Origin of the sequence: Streptomyces sp. NPDC085866 (assembly GCF_044541035.1) — a bacterium.
GTDB lineage: Bacteria > Actinomycetota > Actinomycetes > Streptomycetales > Streptomycetaceae > Streptomyces.
Window position 1 is genome coordinate 299,625 of the sequence record NZ_JBITSQ010000009.1, and the last position, 18,409, is coordinate 318,033.

Annotated in this window: 17 protein-coding genes; 7 read left to right on the forward strand and 10 right to left on the reverse strand. The window is 71.9% G+C overall.

Annotation, left to right across the window (positions count from 1 at the left end; translation table 11 throughout):
- Nucleotides 1–94: 94 nt before the first annotated feature.
- Genes ACIF83_RS24405 through ACIF83_RS24415 form a run of 3 tightly spaced genes read left to right on the forward strand, consistent with a single transcriptional unit; the run spans nucleotide 95 to nucleotide 2,302 of the window.
- Nucleotides 95–742 (forward strand): RNA polymerase sigma factor, encoded by a 648-nt coding sequence (locus ACIF83_RS24405; protein ID WP_393479655.1) that lies wholly within the window; start codon nucleotides 95–97, stop codon nucleotides 740–742.
- Nucleotides 735–1,676, forward strand: coding sequence for a CU044_5270 family protein (locus ACIF83_RS24410; RefSeq protein WP_393479656.1), 942 nt, complete (start codon nucleotides 735–737; stop codon nucleotides 1,674–1,676). The genes ACIF83_RS24405 and ACIF83_RS24410 overlap by 8 nt, the downstream gene beginning before the upstream one ends.
- 41 nt (nucleotides 1,677–1,717) lie before the next feature.
- Nucleotides 1,718–2,302: a DUF6434 domain-containing protein gene (locus ACIF83_RS24415; RefSeq protein WP_393479658.1), complete on the forward strand. Its 585-nt coding sequence runs from the start codon at nucleotides 1,718–1,720 to the stop codon at nucleotides 2,300–2,302.
- Between the two features lie 120 nt (nucleotides 2,303–2,422).
- Here ACIF83_RS24415 and ACIF83_RS24420 read toward each other — a convergent pair whose 3' ends face one another.
- Nucleotides 2,423–3,364 (reverse strand): Ig-like domain-containing protein, encoded by a 942-nt coding sequence (locus ACIF83_RS24420; protein ID WP_393480220.1) that lies wholly within the window; start codon nucleotides 3,362–3,364, stop codon nucleotides 2,423–2,425.
- Between the two features lie 289 nt (nucleotides 3,365–3,653).
- Between ACIF83_RS24420 and ACIF83_RS24425 the strand changes: the two genes are divergently transcribed.
- Entirely contained in the window at nucleotides 3,654–4,628 is a 975-nt protein-coding gene (locus tag ACIF83_RS24425; RefSeq protein ID WP_399730178.1) for a phosphotransferase family protein, read from the forward strand.
- A gap of 10 nt (nucleotides 4,629–4,638) precedes the next feature.
- Here the strand turns inward: ACIF83_RS24425 and ACIF83_RS24430 are convergent, their stop codons facing one another.
- From ACIF83_RS24430 to ACIF83_RS24470, 9 genes are all read right to left on the reverse strand, one after another.
- Nucleotides 4,639–7,461, reverse strand: a complete 2,823-nt coding sequence (locus tag ACIF83_RS24430) for a type 2 lanthipeptide synthetase LanM family protein (protein WP_399729893.1) — start codon at nucleotides 7,459–7,461, stop codon at nucleotides 4,639–4,641.
- A 97-nt stretch (nucleotides 7,462–7,558) separates the two neighbouring features.
- Complete coding sequence (locus ACIF83_RS24435; protein ID WP_393479662.1) at nucleotides 7,559–7,759, reverse strand: DUF6229 family protein; 201 nt, start codon at nucleotides 7,757–7,759, stop codon at nucleotides 7,559–7,561.
- 156 nt (nucleotides 7,760–7,915) lie between these two features.
- Nucleotides 7,916–9,337, reverse strand: a complete 1,422-nt coding sequence (locus ACIF83_RS24440) for an aminobutyraldehyde dehydrogenase (RefSeq protein ID WP_399729896.1) — start codon at nucleotides 9,335–9,337, stop codon at nucleotides 7,916–7,918.
- The gene (locus ACIF83_RS24445) at nucleotides 9,330–10,643 is read right to left on the reverse strand and encodes a flavin monoamine oxidase family protein (protein ID WP_399729899.1); all 1,314 of its coding nucleotides are present in this window, start codon (nucleotides 10,641–10,643) and stop codon (nucleotides 9,330–9,332) included. Before ACIF83_RS24445 ends, ACIF83_RS24440 begins: the two co-directional genes overlap by 8 nt.
- A gap of 33 nt (nucleotides 10,644–10,676) precedes the next feature.
- Nucleotides 10,677–11,747, reverse strand: a complete 1,071-nt coding sequence (locus tag ACIF83_RS24450; RefSeq protein WP_399729902.1) for an ABC transporter ATP-binding protein — start codon at nucleotides 11,745–11,747, stop codon at nucleotides 10,677–10,679.
- Nucleotides 11,748–11,750: 3 nt separating this feature from the next.
- Nucleotides 11,751–12,632, reverse strand: a complete 882-nt coding sequence (locus ACIF83_RS24455) for an ABC transporter permease (RefSeq protein ID WP_399729905.1) — start codon at nucleotides 12,630–12,632, stop codon at nucleotides 11,751–11,753.
- On the reverse strand, nucleotides 12,629–13,522 hold the full coding sequence (locus tag ACIF83_RS24460) for an ABC transporter permease (RefSeq protein WP_399729908.1): 894 nt from the start codon (nucleotides 13,520–13,522) through the stop codon (nucleotides 12,629–12,631). The genes ACIF83_RS24455 and ACIF83_RS24460 overlap by 4 nt, the downstream gene beginning before the upstream one ends.
- A 3-nt stretch (nucleotides 13,523–13,525) precedes the next feature.
- A complete protein-coding gene (locus tag ACIF83_RS24465; protein WP_393479678.1) occupies nucleotides 13,526–14,650 on the reverse strand; it encodes a spermidine/putrescine ABC transporter substrate-binding protein in 1,125 nt (374 codons plus the stop codon).
- A 171-nt stretch (nucleotides 14,651–14,821) separates the two neighbouring features.
- On the reverse strand, nucleotides 14,822–16,000 hold the full coding sequence (locus tag ACIF83_RS24470; protein ID WP_399729911.1) for an aromatic ring-hydroxylating dioxygenase subunit alpha: 1,179 nt from the start codon (nucleotides 15,998–16,000) through the stop codon (nucleotides 14,822–14,824).
- A 406-nt stretch (nucleotides 16,001–16,406) separates the two neighbouring features.
- Here ACIF83_RS24470 and ACIF83_RS24475 point away from each other — a divergent pair, with 406 nt between their 5' ends.
- The 3 genes from ACIF83_RS24475 to ACIF83_RS24485 all read left to right on the forward strand — a co-directional run bounded on the left by ACIF83_RS24475 (nucleotide 16,407) and on the right by ACIF83_RS24485 (nucleotide 18,409).
- On the forward strand, nucleotides 16,407–16,835 hold the full coding sequence (locus tag ACIF83_RS24475) for a hypothetical protein (RefSeq protein WP_398140498.1): 429 nt from the start codon (nucleotides 16,407–16,409) through the stop codon (nucleotides 16,833–16,835).
- Complete coding sequence (locus tag ACIF83_RS24480) at nucleotides 16,832–18,085, forward strand: NADH-ubiquinone oxidoreductase-F iron-sulfur binding region domain-containing protein (RefSeq protein ID WP_399729915.1); 1,254 nt, start codon at nucleotides 16,832–16,834, stop codon at nucleotides 18,083–18,085. The genes ACIF83_RS24475 and ACIF83_RS24480 overlap by 4 nt, the downstream gene beginning before the upstream one ends.
- A gap of 132 nt (nucleotides 18,086–18,217) precedes the next feature.
- Nucleotides 18,218–18,409, forward strand: coding sequence for a ferredoxin (locus tag ACIF83_RS24485; protein WP_399729918.1), 192 nt, complete (start codon nucleotides 18,218–18,220; stop codon nucleotides 18,407–18,409).

The following is an 18,409-nucleotide window of genomic DNA, read 5'->3' on the forward strand; positions in this document are numbered from 1 at the left end:
TTGGCAGGGTGGAACTCGAAAGACGGCATCGGCGAACAGGAGGTGACCACGACACGGCTTTCGAGGGGTACGAAATGAACCACAGAGGTGAGGCGTGACGCTCCTGCCGGGCACCGCTGCCGCACTCACCGCGGCAACGGACGCGGTCGGTGACTCCGACGGCTCGGTGATCGAACGGTCCTGGCAAACGCCCGACGCGTTCGCCCTGATCTTCGACCGCTACGCCGACGACATCCACCGCTACATCGCACGACGTCTGGGCTCCGACACCGCCGACGACCTGATGGCGGAGACGTTCGTGATCGCGTTCCAGCGCCGTCGGCGCTACGACCTGTCGTACGCGCACGCGCGGCCCTGGCTGTACGGGATAGCCACCAACCTGATCGGGCGTCATCGCAGGGACGAGGCGCGCCGGCTGCGGGCACTGGCGCGCATGGCGTCACTGTCCGCGGACCGGGATCACGAAGGTCCCGAGGACGGGATCGCCGAGAAGCTCAGCACCGGCGGGACGCACGGCGTTCTGGCCGGCGCTCTCGCCGCACTGCCCGCCCGGTACCGGGACGTGATGCTGGTGATCGCCTGGGGAGAACTCGACTACACGGAGGCCGCGCAGGCCCTGGGCGTGCCCGTCGGCACCGTGCGCTCCCGCCTGCACAGGGCCCGCACCAAGCTGCGGCGGGCACTGGGCGCACCGGATCTCACCACCCCGACCGCGCCTCAGAAGGAGACGGATCATGGATGAACTGACGATGGTGCGCGGATGGGACACCGACGAGCACGGGCTGTCCGACGATGCCCGCGTCGCCGCCCGAGCCCGCCTCGGAGCGGCCATGGTCGAGGAGTCCCGCAGCGGCGCATCCCGGGGACGCGCACTGAGCCGACGACTCGTTTTCCGTACCGCGCTCGTCGGTGTGACCGCGGCGGCGGTGGGCGTCACCGTAGTGGTGGCCCAGGACGCCAAGGACGACCACAAGCCCCGTCTGGGCGCGATCGGCGCAACGGAGGTGCTGCAGAAGGCCGCTGACAGATCACGCGCCGCTGGGAACGATCTGCCCGTTCCGCGCAACGACCAGTACTTCTACACCAGGACCTACATCACGCAGACGCCGGTCAAGGGCGGGAAGACCAGGACGTGGACCGACGAGAGCTGGATGTCGGTGGACGGATCCAAGCCCTCCCTGCGCCAGGAGCACGGGAAGATCCACCACGATCCGCCGCTCGGCAAGCACGAAGTGCGCTGGCCTCCCACCGTCTACTCCAAGCTCAAGACCATGCCGACGGACCCCGACAAGCTCCTCGCCCAGTGGAGGGGCCGACCGGCCACGTCCCAGAACGACATGTACGTGTTCCTCGAAGGAAGCATGCTGCTCATGGGGCCGCGTGTGATGCCCCCCGGCCTGCAGGCCGCCGCCTTCGAAGCGCTGGCGAAGCTGCCCCGGATCCGCCTGGACTACGACGAGGTGGACGTGGCCGGCCGGACCGCCGTCGGAGTCTCGTACCCCAAGGCGGGATGGACCTTCCTCTTCGACCGCAAGACGTACGACTACTTGGGCCTGCGTACGAAGGGGAGCAGCCCGAAGAAGGTGCACGGCGAGTGGAAGCAGGTCAACTACTACTACGAGACCAGGAGTCTGCAGGACATCCAGGTGGTCGACCGTATCGGTCAGCACGGCTGAGCCTTCCCGCCGCGGCAGGCGAGTCCGGCAGAATGACGGCCATGAACGAGAACCAGAACACCAGTGCGACAGCTGCCGGGTCCAGGCCGCCGTTGACGGCCGACCTCACCGGTGCCGAGCTGCTGCGCTGGTACTGGACGCTGGACGAGCTCACCGGTCTCGCCCGCTCGATGGGCGTCGCGCGGCACGGCGGCAAGGCGGCGCTCACCGCCCGGCTCGCCGCGGCGCTGGACGGCCTGCCGCTGCCGGCCGCCGCGGCCCGCCGTCGCCCGGCGACCGCTCAGTTGGTGGAGCCCGTCGACGGCGGCACCGTGATCCCGGCCGGCCAGCGGTGCAGCCAGGTCCTGCGGAGGTACTTCGTCGAGGCGATCGGCCCCGGCTTCCACTTCGACGCCTTCATGCGCGACTTCATCGCCCAGAATCCTGGACGGACCCTGGCGGACGCGGTCGCCCACTGGCACGCCACCCGCCCGGACGCGGCCCGGCCCCGCGAGATCGAGGAACAGTTCGAGTTCAACCGCTTCACCAGTGCCTGGCACCGCGGGAACCCGGCCGGCACCCGAGCCCAGGCCCTCGAAGCCTGGTACGCCCACCGCGCACTCCCCAAGCCCCCCAGCGGCGGCTGACGGCATGCGCACGTCGGGCGAGGACGGATTCAGCCCATTCCGGTGAGCGCGAAGGGCGCGTACGGCAGTGGCGCCGCGGTCGGCATCATCGAGTGCCGACCGCGGCGCCACCGCATCGCGTCACAGGGTCGCGGTCGACCCCTCGCCGGACGCGCTGCCCGCGAGCCACTCGTCCCATCCCAGGTTGAAGTCCGCGTAGCCGTTGTCGGGCGAGGCCTTGGCACGGGTCGAGCCGGTGATGGTGACTGGGTCACCCTGCTTGACCTGGCCGTAGAACCACTTGGCGTCCGACATGGACAGGTGGACGCAGCCGTGCGAGCCGCGGGCGCTGCCGCTGCCCGGGTTGGGGTCGCCGGTCGAGAAGTGCACGTACGTGCCGGACTGGGTCAGGTGGACGTCCCAGGGCAGCGTCAGGTCGTAGTAGTTGGGGCTGCCCTTGTCGCAGCTGATGCCGACGCTGCAGGAGGTCATGTGGACCTTCTCCTGCTTGTCGATGACGGCCATCGTGCCGTTCCACGTCGGGTACTGCGGGCTGCCCGCGTTGATCGACAGGGTGCGCACCGCCTTGCCGTTCCGGCTCACCTTCATGGTGTGGCCGGTCACCGAGACGTCCGCGCGCACGTCGTCGCCGACCTTGAAGGTGTGCGTGTAGGTGCGCACGCCGTAGCGTCCGTTGCCGTTGCTGACGCCCGTCATGTCGGCGTCGATCTTCACCGTCGTGCCGGAGGGCCAGTACGACTTCGGGCGCCAGTCCGCGCGCCTGTCACCGAACCAGTGCCAGGCGCCGGCCACCGGCTGCGAGGCGCTCACCTTCATGTGCTTCTCGACCGCGGCCCGTGCCTTCGCCGCCACCGGGTTGGTGAACACCACCGAGATCGGCATGGCCACACCGACCGTGGTGCCCGTCTGCGGGGTGATCGTCTCCAGTAGCATCGGCGGGCCCGCGGGCTTCTTCGGCGACGGAGAGGCGCTCGCGCTCGGCTTGCCCGACGCCTTCGCGTCGTCCCCACCGGCCTTGTCGCTGCCGCTCCCGCCACCGCAGGCAGTCACGCCCACCAGCATCGCACCCGTGACAAGTGCGATCCCTATGCTGCCCTTGCGCCGTCCCACGCCCCGCCCCGCTCTCTCGCTCTTCGGCCCTGACGGGCCCGACTCCCTGTCAGACGGAGTAGACCTGGGCCTCAGTTGCACGTGTCGTGTAAAGCGTGTCCCAAAACTCGGCGCGCACCGCCGGGTCGGGGCCGATGACACTCTTCTGCCCGCTGATTTGGTTCGATTACACGCCGACGCTCCCCTAGGGTGCACGGGTTGCCGTGACGGAGAGGTGGGGGCGGGCGTGACAGCCGGGGCAGTGACACGGGAGCAGCTGGCGGGGGCGGCTCGGGCCGCGCTGGGCGGCGGACGGCGGCTGGAGGCGGTCGAGCGGGTCGCGGGCGGAAGCAAGAAGGGCGTGTACCGCCTGGTGCTGGACGACGCCACGACGGCGATCGCCTACCTCTGGCACGACGCCGAGAACTACTGGCCGGCGGCCGAGGGCGACGACGACCTCACCGACCCGTTCTCGCCCGGCCTCGGGCTCGACCTGTTCGAGGCCGCCCACACCCGGCTGGACACGCTCGGCGTCCGCGTCCCGGCCATCCGCCTCGTCGACCGCGAGGGCACCCACGGTCCGGCCGACCTCGCGATCGTCGAGGACGTCCCCGGTGAGAACCTGGAGCACCTGCTCGCCCGTGACCCGAGCGCGGCAGCCCCCGTCATGGACCGGCTCGGGGAGGCGCTGAAGGCGATGGGGCGGCACCGGGCGTCCACGTACGGCAAGGTGGCCGTGGTCGACGGCGGCGGCACATCGCGGGGGACGTCGTGCGAGGCAGTCGTCCTGGACCGCGCACTGCGGGACCTCGCCGAGGCCGCGTCGCGAGATCCGCGGATCGCGGAAGCCCGCGACCGGCTGGAGGAGCGGCTGACGGACCTCGCGGCGGCTGTGCGGCCCCGCGCGGAGTACGCGGTCGTGCACGGCGAACTCGGGCCCGACCACGTGCTGGTCGACGCGGCCGGGAACCCCGTGGCGATCGACATCGAGGGCTTGATGTACTTCGACGTCGAGTGGGAGCACGTCTTCCTGCGGATCCGCCTGCACGACGCCTACCGTCCACTGGCGGTGAACGGCCTGGACGAGAACCGCCTCGCGCTCTACACGCTCGCCCAGCGTCTCTCCCTGACGGCGGGGCCGCTGCGGCTGCTCGACGGCGACTTCCCCCACCGGGCGGCGATGGCGGACATCGCCGAGCACAACCTGAGGGAGACGCTGACCCTGCTCCACGCCTGAACGCCCCGGGTCAGTCGAGGACCAGGGGATCCGGCAAGGACGCCGAACCGTGCATCCGCAGGAGGGTGTGGACGACTCCCGAGAGGCCCGACATGAGGCTGGGCGAGAACGCCTCCCGAGCCAGGCCGCCGACCGGGCCGCGTTGTTCGAGGCTGGTGAGGATCTCGCCGTCCAGGTCGGAGGGGTCGCCGGCGTTCATGGACGTGAGGAACTGCCAGAGGCCGAGGTCGCCGTGGCACAGCGTGTGGCTCCAGCCGAAACCCTCGGCCGCGCAGGCCTGTGCGGCGCGGCGAGCCATGTCGAGGTGGGTCGGATCGCCGAGCCGCCGGTGGAGGTCCAGCATGCCGATCCCGATCCCCGCGCTGCCGTGACACCAGCTGGTGAAGAAGTCCTCCTCGGCGCCGACGCGGACGTCGAGCCAGTTTCCGTGGTCCGGTTGGTAGAGGGACTCCTGGTAGGCGAAGGCCCGTTCGGCAAGGCGGGCCCAGCCCTGGCGTTCGGCCGCGGAACCCGCGTCGCTCAGGGCGAGCCGGGTCAGCGCCCAGCCGATGCCGGTCGCTCCGTGGGCGAAGCCGCCGATGCCCTCCGGGTTGAGCCGGGTCGTCCAGCGCGCACCGCTCGCGTCGACCGTGGCCAGCCCGGTCAGCCGGCGGCCGATGTGCGCCGCCACGGCGAGCCAGCGGTCCTGCCCGGTCGCTCTGGCCAGGTTGAGCAGGGGGACGATGCCACCGGCCGCTCCGTTGAGGAGATCGACCTCGACGTCGTCCTCGACCAGTCGGCCCTCCAGCAGCACCGCCCTCGCGGCGGCCCGCTCCAGCAGCCGGCGCTCACCGAGCACCCGGTGCAACGCCAGCCACGTCCACACCTGCGACGCGGCGCCACTGAACGCCCCGGGTGACGGTGTCGGCGTCCGCTCCTCGGTGCTCATCAGCACGCGCAGCGCGCCCTCGAACGTCTCGGTGACGCCGGGAACCTCGTCCGCCCGCCCGGCCCGTACCTCGGCCGCGTATTCCGCGAGCGTCAGCACCACCCCGCCCTGCCCGGTGTAGAGGTCGGCGGGCAGCACCCTGATGGACCATCCCGCGGGGGTGAAGACCGGGCTGATCCAGGTCGCCGTACCGTCCTCGCCGCGCACCGCCCCGTCGCACAGCCGCCGCACCATCCGCGCGGCCAGCTCCCGGCGGCGCCGCTCCCGGTCACGGGCGTGCGGGTCGCGGGCGGCGACCTGCACCCGCGCCGGCAGCGAACGCTCGTTCAGGTACGCGCCCACCAGCGCGTCCTGGATCACCGACTCCTCCAGCGCGAAGTCGGCGGTGTGCCAGTCCTCGACCGTGTTCCGTACGGCGGCCGCGTCCACGGTGAAGCCGAACATCGGCACGTCGCCGGCCAGGAGGTCCGCGATCTCGCCGTCGACGGCCGCGCGCTCCGTCGGCGCACCGGGCAGCACCTCGGCGTTGCGCCGCAGGATGTCCCGGGCCCGCTCGACGGCCGCGGCCTCGTCGTGCAACGACGCGGGATGCCACAGCATGCGGCCGATGTCGACGTAGGCCTGGGTCGGTCGCAGGATCCGGCGCGCCCGGACGCCTTCGAAGCGGGCCAGCAGACGGTACGGATCCGCGCCGGGCCGGCGCAGGTGTGCGGTCATCTCACGGAAGCCGGCCAGGATCAGGTCCCAGTACGCGCTCAGCACAGGAGTCGGGCTCGGGTGGTTGCCCGCGGTGGGCATCGCCACCAGGTCCACCTGGAAGCGGGCCGCCGCGGTGCCGCCGTCCGCGATCACCGGGTTCGGGATCAGCGGCTGCTGCCCGGGCAGTGCCCCCACCCCGGAGATGTCCACGCCGCCGAGCGCGAACCCGGTGCCCCGCACGGGCAGCAGCCCGGTGCGCAGCACCGTCCGGCGGATGGCCGCCGCCGCCACGTCCACCGCGTCACCCCGGCCGCTGGGCGGGAAGGGCGCGGGGGAGTCGAAGAGCGTCTCGGCGTCCACGATCACCGGCACCGGGCCCGCGGCGATCATGTTCTCGGCATGCATGTCGGTGCCGCCGGTGAAGCGGAGCACGGCCAGCCAGTGCCCCACGTTGAGGTAGAACGCGGCGAGTTCGGCGTCGTCCGCGCAGTACCGGTGGTGGACGAACTCGGCCCAGCCGTAGCCCACGCGCGCCAACGTCCGTGGCACGCGGATCCGTTCGTCCGGCGCCGGGGCGCCGGGGAAGTCCGAGAACAGCTCGCCCAGCAGCGCGCCCAGAGCCACGTCGGCCTCGGACGGCCGGGGCTTGTACATGACGCTCCCGCCGGCGAAGTCGACCCGGCTCACCGTCAGACCGCCCCGGTGACTGTCGCCCGCCCCGAACGTCACGGCATGCAGCGGCCCCGCGGGTCCCCCGAGCAGCAGCTGCAGCAGTGCCCGGTCCGCGGCGAGCCGCTCCGCGAACCCGGCCGTGGCCGCCACCGACATCCGCGCCACCGCGGCGATCCGCGGGCCGACAGTCGGGTACCGGTCGGCCAACTTGTCGAGATAGCCCTCCGCACCGGCCTGCTCGACGAACGCGGCCCACGTCCTGGTGTCCGCCGCACCCTCGGCGTCCGGAGCGGCGCCCTGGGCCAGGCGCAGCGCGTGCAGTTCGACCAGGAAGAGGCGGGAGAGTTTGGCGTGCAACGACCTGAGCAGAGCGGTGTGGCCGGCCTCCAGCACGACGTCCCGCTCGTCCCGGTCCAGGGCGGTCACGTCCGCCAGTCGCCCCGCCAACTCGTCCCGCCACGGCCGCGCGATGCTCCGTACGGGCCCGGCGAACCACTCCGACTCGTCCACGCCGTCCGGCGCCGATCCGCTCACCTTCCACCCTCCCTCTTGCAGCTCACCGAACGAGACGCGGGGAACCGCGCGAGCAGCGCGCGGTTCCCCGGCCGGGGCCCGAAGGCACCGTGGACGATCAGCAGCACCAGCTGCCGTGCGACCCGCTCGGGCTGGAACAGAAGCCGTACAGGGAGTCGCTCGGGTCGGTGAGCGCGGCCTCCGCGGCCGCGCCGCCGACGTAGAGCGGCCCGGCGGGGTTGGGCTGGCCGTAGGCGCTCTCGGCTCCCGACAGCCAGGCTTCGAGCACTGCCGCGGTCTGAACACTGGTCTGGGGCATCAGTGGCCTCCGAAGGCGGGAGTTTGGGGCGGATTGCCCAGCCCTGAGTATCGCGACGTTCGAACACCCGTCAGATGCGCAATCCAGCCACAGTCGTGCGGGAATCCTGATGCCTCCTGTAGGAAACTGAGGCGTTCGACGCGTGCCGAACCCCTCTCACAACATGACGTGCTTGACCTGTGTGTAGTCGAGCAGGCCGGTCAGAGAGAGGTCGCTGCCGTAACCGGAGTGGCGCACACCGCCGTGCGGCATCTCCGAGACTGTCGTGCCATGGGTGTTGACCCAGACGATGCCGGTGTGCAGTGCCCGGCTCGCGCGCATGGCCCGGTCGTGGTCGCGGGTCCAGACACTCGCGGCCAGCCCCTGGGGCACGGCGTTCGCCATGCGCAAGGCCTCGGACTCCTCGGTGAAGGGCTGGACGGTGACGACCGGGCCGAACACCTCGCTCCGTACGATCTCGTCCTCCTGCCGGACTCCGGCGACCACCGTGGCCTGGTGGAAGTAGCCCGGGCGGTCCAGCGCCCCGCCGCCTGTGACGACCTCGGCGTGGTCCGGGAGCCGCTCCAGCAGGCCGCGCACGGCGGCGAGTTGGGCGGCGTTCGCGAGCGGACCGAAGTCGGCGCGCTCGTCGTCGGGGCCGCCGGGCAGCAGCCGTGCGGCCCGGTCGGCGAAGGCGTCCAGGAAGCTCTCGTACACACGCTGGTGGACGAGGATCCGGGTGGCGGCCGTACAGTCCTGCCCCGCGTTGTAGAAGGCCGGCGCCGACAACTGCTCGACCGCGTCGTCGAGATCGGCGTCCTCGTGGACCAACACCGGTGCATTGCCGCCGAGTTCGAGGTGCAGCCGCTTGAGGTCGGCGGCCGCCGCCGCGGCGATCTCCTGCCCGGCGCGGACGCTGCCCGTGACGGCGACGAGCCGGACGTCCGGGTGCGCCACGAGAGAGCGCCCGGTGCCGCGGTCGCCGCACACCACGTTGAGCACTCCGGGCGGCAGATGCTCGGCGGCCAGCCGGGCGAGGAGCGTGGCCGACGACGGCGTGGTGTCGGACGGTTTCAGGACGACGGTGTTGCCGGCCGCCAGTGCGGGGGCGACCTTCCAGACGGCCATCATCAGCGGGTAGTTCCACGGGGTGATCTGCGCGCACACGCCGACCGGTTCGCGGCGCAGGACGGAGGTACGGCCCGGCGTGTACTCGGCCGCGGCGGCGCCCGGCAGGTTCCGGGCTGCCCCGGCGAAGTACCGCAACACGTCGGCGATCGCCGGTAGTTCGTCCGCCAGGAAGAGGGCGCGCGGCTTGCCGGTGTCGGTCACCTCGGCGCTCGCCAGCGCGTCCGCCTCCCGTTCCAGGGCGTCGGCGATGCGCAGCAGCGCGGTCTGCCGCCGTGCCGGAGTCGTGGCCGACCAGCCGGGGAGGGCCTGCTCGGCCGCCCGGCAGGCCGCGTCCACGTCCTCGGGGCCGGAGAGCGGGGCCGTCCCGTGCGGGAGCCCGGTGGCCGGGTCGACCAGCGGCACGGTGGCACCGGAGGCGGCCGGTACCTGCTTGCCGTCGATGTGGTTGAGGCGGGCGTTGTCAGCCACGGCGCAGCGCCTCCTCGGCGGCGGCGCGGCCGGTGCGGACGGCGCCCTCCATGTATCCGGCGACCCATTGGTCGGAGCCGCAGACGTAGAACGGCGGCTCGTGGGTGCCGTGCAGCGGACCGACCGCCATGACGTCGCCCGGCGACCACTGGGTGACGTAGCCCTGGGTCCACGGGTCGGTGCCCCACAGCCGCAGATGGCAAGCGGTCGGCCGCAGTGCCTCGTCGCCGAACATCGCGGCCATCTCGGCGAGCAGCTCGGGAGTGCGCAGATGGGGCGGGGTGCCGAGCAGGACGCCGTAGCGCTCGGGCGGGATCAGCGCCGACAGCACGCCCTCGTTCTGCGGCCAGGTGCTGCCCAGAACCCCCTCGGTCTCGGACAGGCCGTTGAGCCCGTCCGCGCGCCAGAAGGGACGGTCGTACACGGCGGCGAACTTCGCGGCCGTCGCCTGTCGTTGCCGGTGCAGCGAGGCCAGGCGGGCGTCGCTCACACCGGTGACGGCGACCGAACGAAGCGGCCCCACCGGCAGGGCACTCACCACGGCCGCCGCCGTGAGGACTTCGCCGGTGACGAGGCGCACGGCGCAGTGGCCCGGGCGTATGTCCAGCGCGGCGACGGGCGAGCCGAGCCGTATGCGCGGCCCCAGCTCGCGGCCCATGACCTCGGCGAGCGAGGCCGACCCTTCCGCCAGTCGCAGTCCCTCCCAGTTCTCGTAGTCGTAGTCGCCCGTACCGGGGACCGCCGCGCTCTTGCGCAGCGCGGCCAGGAGCGAGATGCGCTCGTACGATCCTCCCGCCAGGGCCAGCTGGCCTATGTCCCACAGCCGCACCACTGCGGGTGTGGCGTGGCGGGAGCGCAGCCAGTCGGCCACGGAGAGCCGGTCCAGGGCGGTCGCCTCCGGGTGCGACCAGGGGGCGTCGGGGTCGACCGAGGCGGCGAGTTCGCCGAACTCCTTGCCGAGTTGCTCGTGTTGGGCCATGTCGCCGGGGCCGAACCAGTGCGGCGGGTCGCCGGCCGAGAGACCCTCGGGTGTGGAACGGGTGATACGGCCGGGTTCGGCCACGTAGCTGGCGACCAGCTCCAGGCCGAGTTCCTCGGCCAGTTGCAGGTATGCGGTGTGGGCATGGCCGACCACTTCGCCGCCCAGCTGGACGGTACGGCCGTCGGGCGTGCGGGTCTGCTCGACCCGGCCGCCGACGCGGTCCCGGGCCTCCAGGACGAGCACGTCGGTGCCCGCGGCCGCCAGGTCCCGGGCGGCGGCGAGCCCGGCCAGTCCCGCGCCGAGCACGATCACGTCGTGATGCATCAGCTTCGCTTTCGTGAGTGGGACGGGTCGGGATCAGGCCAGGACCAGGCAGTGTTCGGGCCGCCAGCCGAACTCCACCGTCTCGCCGCCGCTCCATCGGTCCTCCATGCGCGCGCGGGCCGTGTTCTGCTCCAGCACGGACAACGTGACGCCCGGGGCGAGTTCGATCAGGTAGGTCGTGGTGGGGCCGCTGTAGACGGTTTCGCGGATGACACCGGTCAGCATCGACATGCCCGGTTCGAAGTCCGACAGCCAGATCTTCTCGGGGCGCACGGACACACTGACGGCGGTGCCGTCCGCGATGCCGGTCCGGGCGCCGACCGGCAGGGCGGGCCCCTGCTCCAGGGCGACCTCACCGCCCCGGTAGGTGCCGGTCATCAGGTTGGAGGTGCCCATGAAGGAGGCGACGAAGCGCGTGGCGGGGTGCTCGTAGACGTCCTCGGGAGTGCCGCACTGTTCGATGCGGCCCTCGTTCATGACCGCGATCCGGTCGGACATCGTCAGCGCCTCGTCCTGGTCATGGGTGACGAAGACGAAGGTGATGCCGACCTCGCGCTGGATCTGCTTCAGCTCAACCTGCATCTGCCGGCGCAGCTTCAGGTCGAGGGCGGCCAACGGCTCGTCGAGGAGCAGCACGGCGGGACGGTTGACGAGCGCGCGGGCGAGTGCGACACGCTGCCGCTGGCCGCCGGAGAGGGTAGGGGGTTTGCGGTCGCCCAGGCCGGCGAGCTGGACCAGGTCCAGCATCTCGCCGACGCGCTGCCGTGTCTCGGCCTTGGCGACGCCCTTGCGCTTCAGCCCGAAGGCCACGTTGTCGGCGACGCTGAGGTGGTCGAACAGCGCGTAACTCTGGAAGACCGTGTTGACGTTGCGCCGGTTCGGCGGCAGCGCGGTCACGTCCTCACCGGCGAGCAGCACCGAGCCCTCGGTGGGGTCGCTGAACCCGCCGATCATGCGCAGGGAGGTGGTCTTGCCGCAGCCGGAGGGGCCCAGCAGGGAGAAGAAGTGGCCGGACTCGATGTCCAGGTCGAGCCGGTGGACGGCGTAGGAGTCGGCGAACTGCTTGGAGACGCCGTCGAGCCGGACGGCGGGGGTCGCGTCCATGGGTCACTCTCCGGAGAGGATGTCGAGGCCGCCGCGGCGGCCGAAGAGGCGCGGGATGAACAGAGCCAGGGCGATCAGGGCGATGGATCCCGCGAGCATCAGCGTGCCGACCGCGTTGATCGTGGGCTGCACGCCGAAGCGGATCGCCGAGTAGATCCGCACCGGCAGCGGCTGGGGGTCGACGCCGGTGGTGAAGTAGGCGAGGACGAAGTCGTCGAAGACGAGCGCGAAGATCAGTACGGCGCTGGCCAGTACGGCGGGGAGCAGGGCCGGCAGGGTCACCAGGCGGACCGCCTGCCACCGGGTGGCGCCGAGGTCCATCGCGGCCTCCTCCACCTCCGGGTTCAGCGCGGCGACCCGGGACCGGAGGATGACCGTGACGTAGGAGATCGAGAAGGTGATCTCGGCGAGCATCACGGTGCCGGTGGACAGGGCCACGCCCAGGCCCTTGAACAGCAGCATGGACGCCACACCCGTGACGATCTCCGGCGTGATCAGCGGTACCAGCATGATCAGTCCGGCCAGCGAGCCGAGCCGGGTGCGGCAGCGGACCAGGCCGAGTGCCAGCGCCACACCGAGGACGACCGAACCGGCCATCGCCACCAGGGAGATCCGCAGGCTGGTGCCCAACGACGAGATGAGGACGTCGTCGTGGACGAAGGCCCGGTACCAGCGCAGGCTGAACCCGCCGAACACGGTCAGGGACTTCTTGGAGTTGAAGGAGAACAGGGCCACGACGGCGATGGGGAGGTAGAGGAGGGCGAAGAAGAGCCCGGTGACCGCGACGAGGACGCGCGGCTTGCGGTCGGCGCGGCCGCGCCGCGGGCGGCTACGGGCCGTCGGCCGGGTGGGGGAGGTGGCGGAGCGCGGCTTGAGCAGGGTCATCTGCGGACCTCCGCCTCGTCCTTGCGGGTGCGCCGCAGGTAGCCGAGCATCCCGACCAGCAGGACCAGCATCAGCAGCATGGTGAGCGCGGAGCCCAGCGGCCAGTTCTGGCCCTGGAAGAACTTGTCCTGGATGAGGTTGCCGATCATGATCTGGTCCGGTCCTCCCATGAGCTGTGCGCTGACGAAGTCGCCCATGGCGGGCAGGAAGACCAGGACGAGTCCGGCCGCCGCTCCCTGCCGGGTGGCGGGCAGGGTGACGTGGAAGAAGGTGCGGACCGGACCGCCGTACAGGTCGCGGCCGGCCTCGATGAGGGAGACGTCGAGTCGCTCCAGGGCCGCGTACAACGGGATGATCATGAAGACGGCGAAGCCGTAGACGAGTCCCGCGACCACACCGACACCGGTGTTGAGGATCTTCGTGTTCCCGTCGGCGAGCCCCACCGCGCGCAGGGCGCGCAGCACGGGTCCGTCGTCGGAGAGGACCACCGACCAGCCGTACATCCGGACCAGGTAGTTGGCGAAGAACGGCACCACGATCGCGGCGATCAGCGCGTGCTTGTAGCGCCCGCCGTGCAGGGCGATGGTGTACGCCACCGGGTAGGCGATCAACAGGCAGATCGCACAGGTCAGCAGGGCGTAGCCGAGCGAGCGGGCCAGGACCTCGGTGTAGGCGGGGTCGGCGAGGGCGCGTACGCCGGAGAGGTCGAAGCCGAAGCGCGGGTTGCCGAGGTCGTCGGTGGTGCCGACCGCGAGGACGGCGACCAGGACCAGCGAGGCGATCAGGAACCCGGTCATCCAGAGGGTGCCGGGCAGCATGAACCAGACCCACATCCGGTTTCCGGTGGTGTCCCGGCTGCGGGTGCGCGAGGAGTGGCGGAGCAGTGCCATGGCTCAGCCCGCCTTCACATGGGTCCAGGCGGTGTCGCGGGCGTCCTCCGCCGCGCGGCCGCCGTTGCGGAAGAACAGGTCCGCCTTGAGGTCCTCCTCGGTGACGAGGCACTCGGGGAACGGTTTGACCAGCTCGGCGTAGGTCTTCTCGGAGCCGGCCACCGGCATCGGGTAGCCGATGTACTCGATGTTCTTCTTCACGTTCTCCGGCCGGAGCATGTAGTCGATGAACAGCATCGCGGTGCCGGGGTGAGGGGCGTTCCAGGGGATGGCGTAGCAGTCGGAGTTGATCGGCGTGCCCTCCCTCGGGGCCTCGAAGCCGAACACGGAGGGGTCCTTGGCCTGGTTGAGCATGGCGGCCATGTCACCGCTCCAGGCCTGGGTCATGACCGCGTTGCCGTTGAGGAGGTTGTTGTAGCTGTCGCTGGAGAAGCCGCGCAGCCGCGGGCGAAGCGTGCTCAGCAGGGAGGTGATGCGGTCGAGGTCACCGGTGTCTCCGGTGCTGACGCCGAGGCCGAGTTCGAGGGCGCCCATGCCGAGGACCTCGTCGCGGTCGTCCAGCAGGAAGACCTTGCCGTGGGCCTTGTCGCTCCACAGGTCCTTCCAGGACCCGGTCAGGTCGCCGATCTTGTCGCGGCGCCAGCCGATGCCGGTCTTGTACGCCGTGAAGGGGACCGTGTGCGCGGAGCCGGGGTCGTACCAGGGGTCGGCGAAGTACGCGTACGCGCCGAACACGGCGTGCGAGTTGGTGAGCTGGGAGTGGTCGATGCGCCGCAGCCGGCCGCCGCGTACCAGGCGCTGGGCCCACTTGGCCGTGGGGAAGACGATGTCGTAGCGGTTGCCGGCGTTGAGCTTGGCGACCATGCCTTCCATCGAGTCGAAGTTCGACTGGATGACCCTGACGCCGTACTCTTTCTCGAACCCCTTGAACACGGACGGGTCGACGAAGTCGGCCCAGTTGAAGTAGACGAGATCGCCGTCGACGCGCGCCCGGACCGGGGCGAGCTGTCCGGCGTCGGGCGTTTTGGCGGGCATGAACCCGCAGCCGCCGGCCGCGGCGCCCAGCAGGCCGCAGGCGCCCGCCTGTAGCACGGCGCGTCGGGTCGGCGGTGGTACCTCGGGGGACATGAACGTCCTCTCCGTCGAGGAACGGCACAACTCCAGGGCGGGACCGGTTGGTCGGCTCACGGAGGCCCTGACTCCGTAGGGAGGACCGGTCTGGGGAGGGTGCGTGCGTGCGTCAGCGGACGCGGGGTAACCCCGACGGGAGGCGTACGGCGTGGAGTGCGCGGGAGGACGTCACCGGGTGTCCCCCTCCAGGTCGTCCCGGACCCGGCGGGCGAACCAGCCCACGGCGGCCTCGCGCTGCGACAGCGGCCCCGGCTCGAAACCGGGCGTCCGCAGGCCGGCCTGCACACGTTCCACCAGCTCGGCGTCCTCGTCGTTGGTGACCCAGCCGATGTGGATGTTCAGCCGCCGGGCCAGCCGGGTGCGGACGCTCTCCCCGTGCCGGGTGTAGAAGCCGCCGGGGATCGCCGCCCGGTCCTGGGCGGTGGGCAGGGCGGTCCACGCGAGCACGTGGTCAGGGTAGAAGTCGATGAGCGTGTTCGGATAGATCACGGCGTACCGCCACACCCGCCGGTCGGCCTCGGTCAGCCCCGGCATCGGCGTCGCGAGCCGCTGGTAGAGCCGCTCGGTCCAGTTCGAGGAGGGCTTGTCGCGCAGCGGGGACTCGAACAGGACGTAGTTCTCCTGCACGTCCACCGTGTACGCCTGGTAGTCCAGCAACCGCATGAGTGCCGGGTGGGCCACGGGGACGTGGTAGCCCTCGAGGTAGTTGTCGACGATCACCTTCCAGTTGGCGTTCTGCTCCTCGCCGCCCGCCAGGTCGTGGATGCGGTGCCTGCCGACGGGGACCAGACCGGGGTCGGCGTAGCGGCCGACGGCCTCGGCGAGCCCGGCGCAGCTCTCCGCGAGCGGGGTCGCCTCCATGTCGAGGTTGACGAAGACGAACCCGAGGAAGGACTCCACGTTGACCGGGTGCAGTCCGAGCCGTGGCTTGTCCAGGCAGGGGATCCGGCGCGCCTCGGGGGCTCCGACGAGCCGCCCGTCGAGTTTGTAGGTCCAGCCGTGGTACGGGCAGCGGATCGCCTTGCCGGACGGCTCCGGGGCGGTGACCAGGCGGGTGCCGCGGTGCCGGCAGACGTTGAGGTGGGCGGCGAGACCGCCGTCCTCGGTACGTACGACCAGTACCTCCCGGCCGGCGGCGGTGGCGGTGAGGCGCGCGCCGGGTCCGGGGAGGTCGGACTCGTGGCAGACGAGCTGCCAGGACTTGGCGAAGATGCGTTCGGTCTCGGCCCCGGCGATGGCCGGATCCGTGTAGTAGCGGGCCGGCAGGGCTTCCCCGGGGTGCTCGGGGGGCGGCTCCGGCGGGGCAGCGGAGACGGCGTCGGCTGCCCGGGTGGTCGAGGGGTGCATGGGGTCCTCCTCCGCGCCGCGGCGGCGGCGATCGGCGGTGAGGCTCTGCCCGGAACGACGGCAGGTGCGGCGTCACGTACGGCGTCGCGTACGACGTCGGGTGAGGTGGCCGGACCTGCCGGGATCCGGCTGACTAATTGGTTAGTCAGAGTGCGGCGACGGCGGGATCAAGTCAAGACTTGTGTGCTGACTAATTAGTTAGTTAGTGTCGTGGTGGACGGACGACCGGGCACCTCGCACCGGTCCGGACACCTCCTGTCACCGTCCACGCCGTGCCCGGTCCCGGCCGGGCACCCCGCACAGCTCCCCACCCCTCTCCTCGCGGTGCCGGAGCTCCCCGTCCACGCCATCGCCGCGCCACACCGTCTCCGGACCACCCGGACCCGGTGCGCCCCCGGAGGCACGCATGAGCGCTCGCCGAAGTCTCGTCTGGCTCGGTCTCACGCCGGAGCCCGAACAGGAACTGCCCGCCGCGGTGGCCGCCCTGCGAGCCCCGGCGGACGACCGCCCGCCGGCGGCCCTCGTCGCCGCCGAGCGGCACCGCGTCGAGCGGCTGGTGCTGCGCGGCACGCAAGCCGGCTGGCTCCGCTACCTCCGAGAGGTCACCGACCTGGTCGTCGAGGCCGCTGCGGGAACCGCCCCCGCCGACCCACGGCCGGCGCTGGTGGCCGGCGAGGTCGTCCTCGACCACCACCGCATGCTGATCGGCCTGCCCGGGGCCGGATACGTACGTACGGCCACGCAGCGACGGGACCTGGAAATGGCGCTGCTGCGGCTGAGAGCCCGCGGCGACACCGGCCCCGCCGGCCACCCCGACCCCAGGAGCACGGCATGACCGGCGTCTTCTCCCTCCTCCCCGACGGCCAGCCCGGCCTCCTCACCCCGCTGCTGTCCGGCGTCTGGCTGTCCGGCGGCAGCGAGGACGGCTCCCGGTACCTGGCCGCGGGCGGCTACGCCCCGCTGACCTCGCCCGAGCGGTTGCTCGACCGGATCGCCGCCGCGGGGCTGCGCGGCCGCGGCGGGGCCGGCTTCCCCGCCGCGGTCAAGATCCGAGCCGTCCGCGACGCACCGGGCCCGCACGTCGTCGTCGCCAACGGTGAGGAGGGCGAGCCGGGCTCGGTGAAGGACCGCTGGCTGCTGCGGCACCGGCCCCACCTGGTCCTGGACGGCATCCGCCTGGTCGCGGGCATGACCGGCGCCGAGCGCGGCTGCGTGTACCTCTCCGACGGCCCCGCCGAGCAGGCCGTGCGCCGGGCACTCGCCGAGTGTCCCCCCACGCTGCGCCTCGACGTCGTACGCACGGAGCACACCTACGTGGCGGGCGAGGAGAGCGCGGTCGTACGGCGCATCGACGGTGGTCCGGCGCTGCCCGCGGCGAAACCCCCGCGCCCCTTCGAGAGCGGTGTCGGCGGCGCGCCCACCCTCGTCGCCAATGTGGAGACGCTGGCCCGGATCGCGCTGATCTGCTCGCGCCCCGAGGCCGCGGACGCCGTCGCCGGAGCCCATCTGGTGACCCTTTCGGGCGGCAGCGGTACGTCCGCGCTGGCCGAGGTGCCCGCCGGTACCCACCTGAAGGTCCTCGCCGACCTGTGCCGGCACGGCATAGCGCAGACGGTCCTGTTGGGCGGCCTCTTCGGCGGCCTGCACGGCACGGGCTGGAGGGACCTGCTCCTCGACCACGACCGCCTGCGCGCGGCCGGCGGAGCCCTCGGCTGCGGGGCGCTGCACTTCCTGCACCCCGAGGACTGCCCGGTCGCCGTCGCCACCGAGGCAACCGCCTACCTCGCGGCGCAGAGCGCCCGGCAGTGCGGGGTGTGCGTCTCCGGCACGGGGGCGATGGCCCGCACCCTCACGGCAGTCGCTCGCGGTCAGGCGGGCGACGACGCGGCCGACAAGCTGCACCGCTGGTCGCGGCAGCTGCCCGGCCGCGGGGCCTGCGGGCTGCTCGACGCCGCCGCCCGCGTCGTCGCCACCCTGCTCGCCCACTTCCCGGACCGCGTCGAGGCCCACCGTCGCTCCGGCTGCCCCGCCTGCGAAGGCGCGGCACCCGAGGACGGGCGCCGGTTCACGGTGCCGGTGCCCTGAGCCGCATCGGGACTCCTGTGCTTCGTCCGGCCCCCTGAGCCGCGGTCCGGACCCTGCGCCCCATCCGCCTCCTGACCCGCAACCGGACCCCCGCCACGCACCCTCACCCCGCCGCACCGAAAGGACCGCACCATGAAGCTCCTGCTGGACTCCACCCGCTGCCAGGGCTACGGCCTTTGCCAGGAACCCGCGCCCGAGCTGATCGACCTCGACGAGTGGGGCTACGCGCAGGTGCGCGCGCACGAGGTCCCGCAGGGCGGCGAGGCCGCCGCCCTGGCAGCAGTCGCCGCCTGCCCCAACTCCGCCCTGCGGCTGGTGAAGTGA

What these genes read in the sequence shown, in the direction of transcription:
- ACIF83_RS24410 (WP_393479656.1), top strand. Translation starts at nt 735, where the DNA reads ATGGATGAACTGACGATGGTGCGCGGATGGGACACCGACGAGCACGGG.
- ACIF83_RS24450 (WP_399729902.1), bottom strand. Translation starts at nt 11,747, where the DNA reads ATGGACGCGACCCCCGCCGTCCGGCTCGACGGCGTCTCCAAGCAGTTC.
- ACIF83_RS24480 (WP_399729915.1), top strand. Translation starts at nt 16,832, where the DNA reads ATGACCGGCGTCTTCTCCCTCCTCCCCGACGGCCAGCCCGGCCTCCTC.
- ACIF83_RS24445 (WP_399729899.1), bottom strand. Translation starts at nt 10,643, where the DNA reads ATGCATCACGACGTGATCGTGCTCGGCGCGGGACTGGCCGGGCTCGCC.
- ACIF83_RS24420 (WP_393480220.1), bottom strand. Translation starts at nt 3,364, where the DNA reads ATGCTGGTGGGCGTGACTGCCTGCGGTGGCGGGAGCGGCAGCGACAAG.
- ACIF83_RS24455 (WP_399729905.1), bottom strand. Translation starts at nt 12,632, where the DNA reads ATGACCCTGCTCAAGCCGCGCTCCGCCACCTCCCCCACCCGGCCGACG.
- ACIF83_RS24465 (WP_393479678.1), bottom strand. Translation starts at nt 14,650, where the DNA reads ATGTCCCCCGAGGTACCACCGCCGACCCGACGCGCCGTGCTACAGGCG.
- ACIF83_RS24415 (WP_393479658.1), top strand. Translation starts at nt 1,718, where the DNA reads ATGAACGAGAACCAGAACACCAGTGCGACAGCTGCCGGGTCCAGGCCG.
- ACIF83_RS24475 (WP_398140498.1), top strand. Translation starts at nt 16,407, where the DNA reads ATGAGCGCTCGCCGAAGTCTCGTCTGGCTCGGTCTCACGCCGGAGCCC.
- ACIF83_RS24460 (WP_399729908.1), bottom strand. Translation starts at nt 13,522, where the DNA reads ATGGCACTGCTCCGCCACTCCTCGCGCACCCGCAGCCGGGACACCACC.
- ACIF83_RS24470 (WP_399729911.1), bottom strand. Translation starts at nt 16,000, where the DNA reads ATGCACCCCTCGACCACCCGGGCAGCCGACGCCGTCTCCGCTGCCCCG.
- ACIF83_RS24485 (WP_399729918.1), top strand. Translation starts at nt 18,218, where the DNA reads ATGAAGCTCCTGCTGGACTCCACCCGCTGCCAGGGCTACGGCCTTTGC.
- ACIF83_RS24435 (WP_393479662.1), bottom strand. Translation starts at nt 7,759, where the DNA reads ATGCCCCAGACCAGTGTTCAGACCGCGGCAGTGCTCGAAGCCTGGCTG.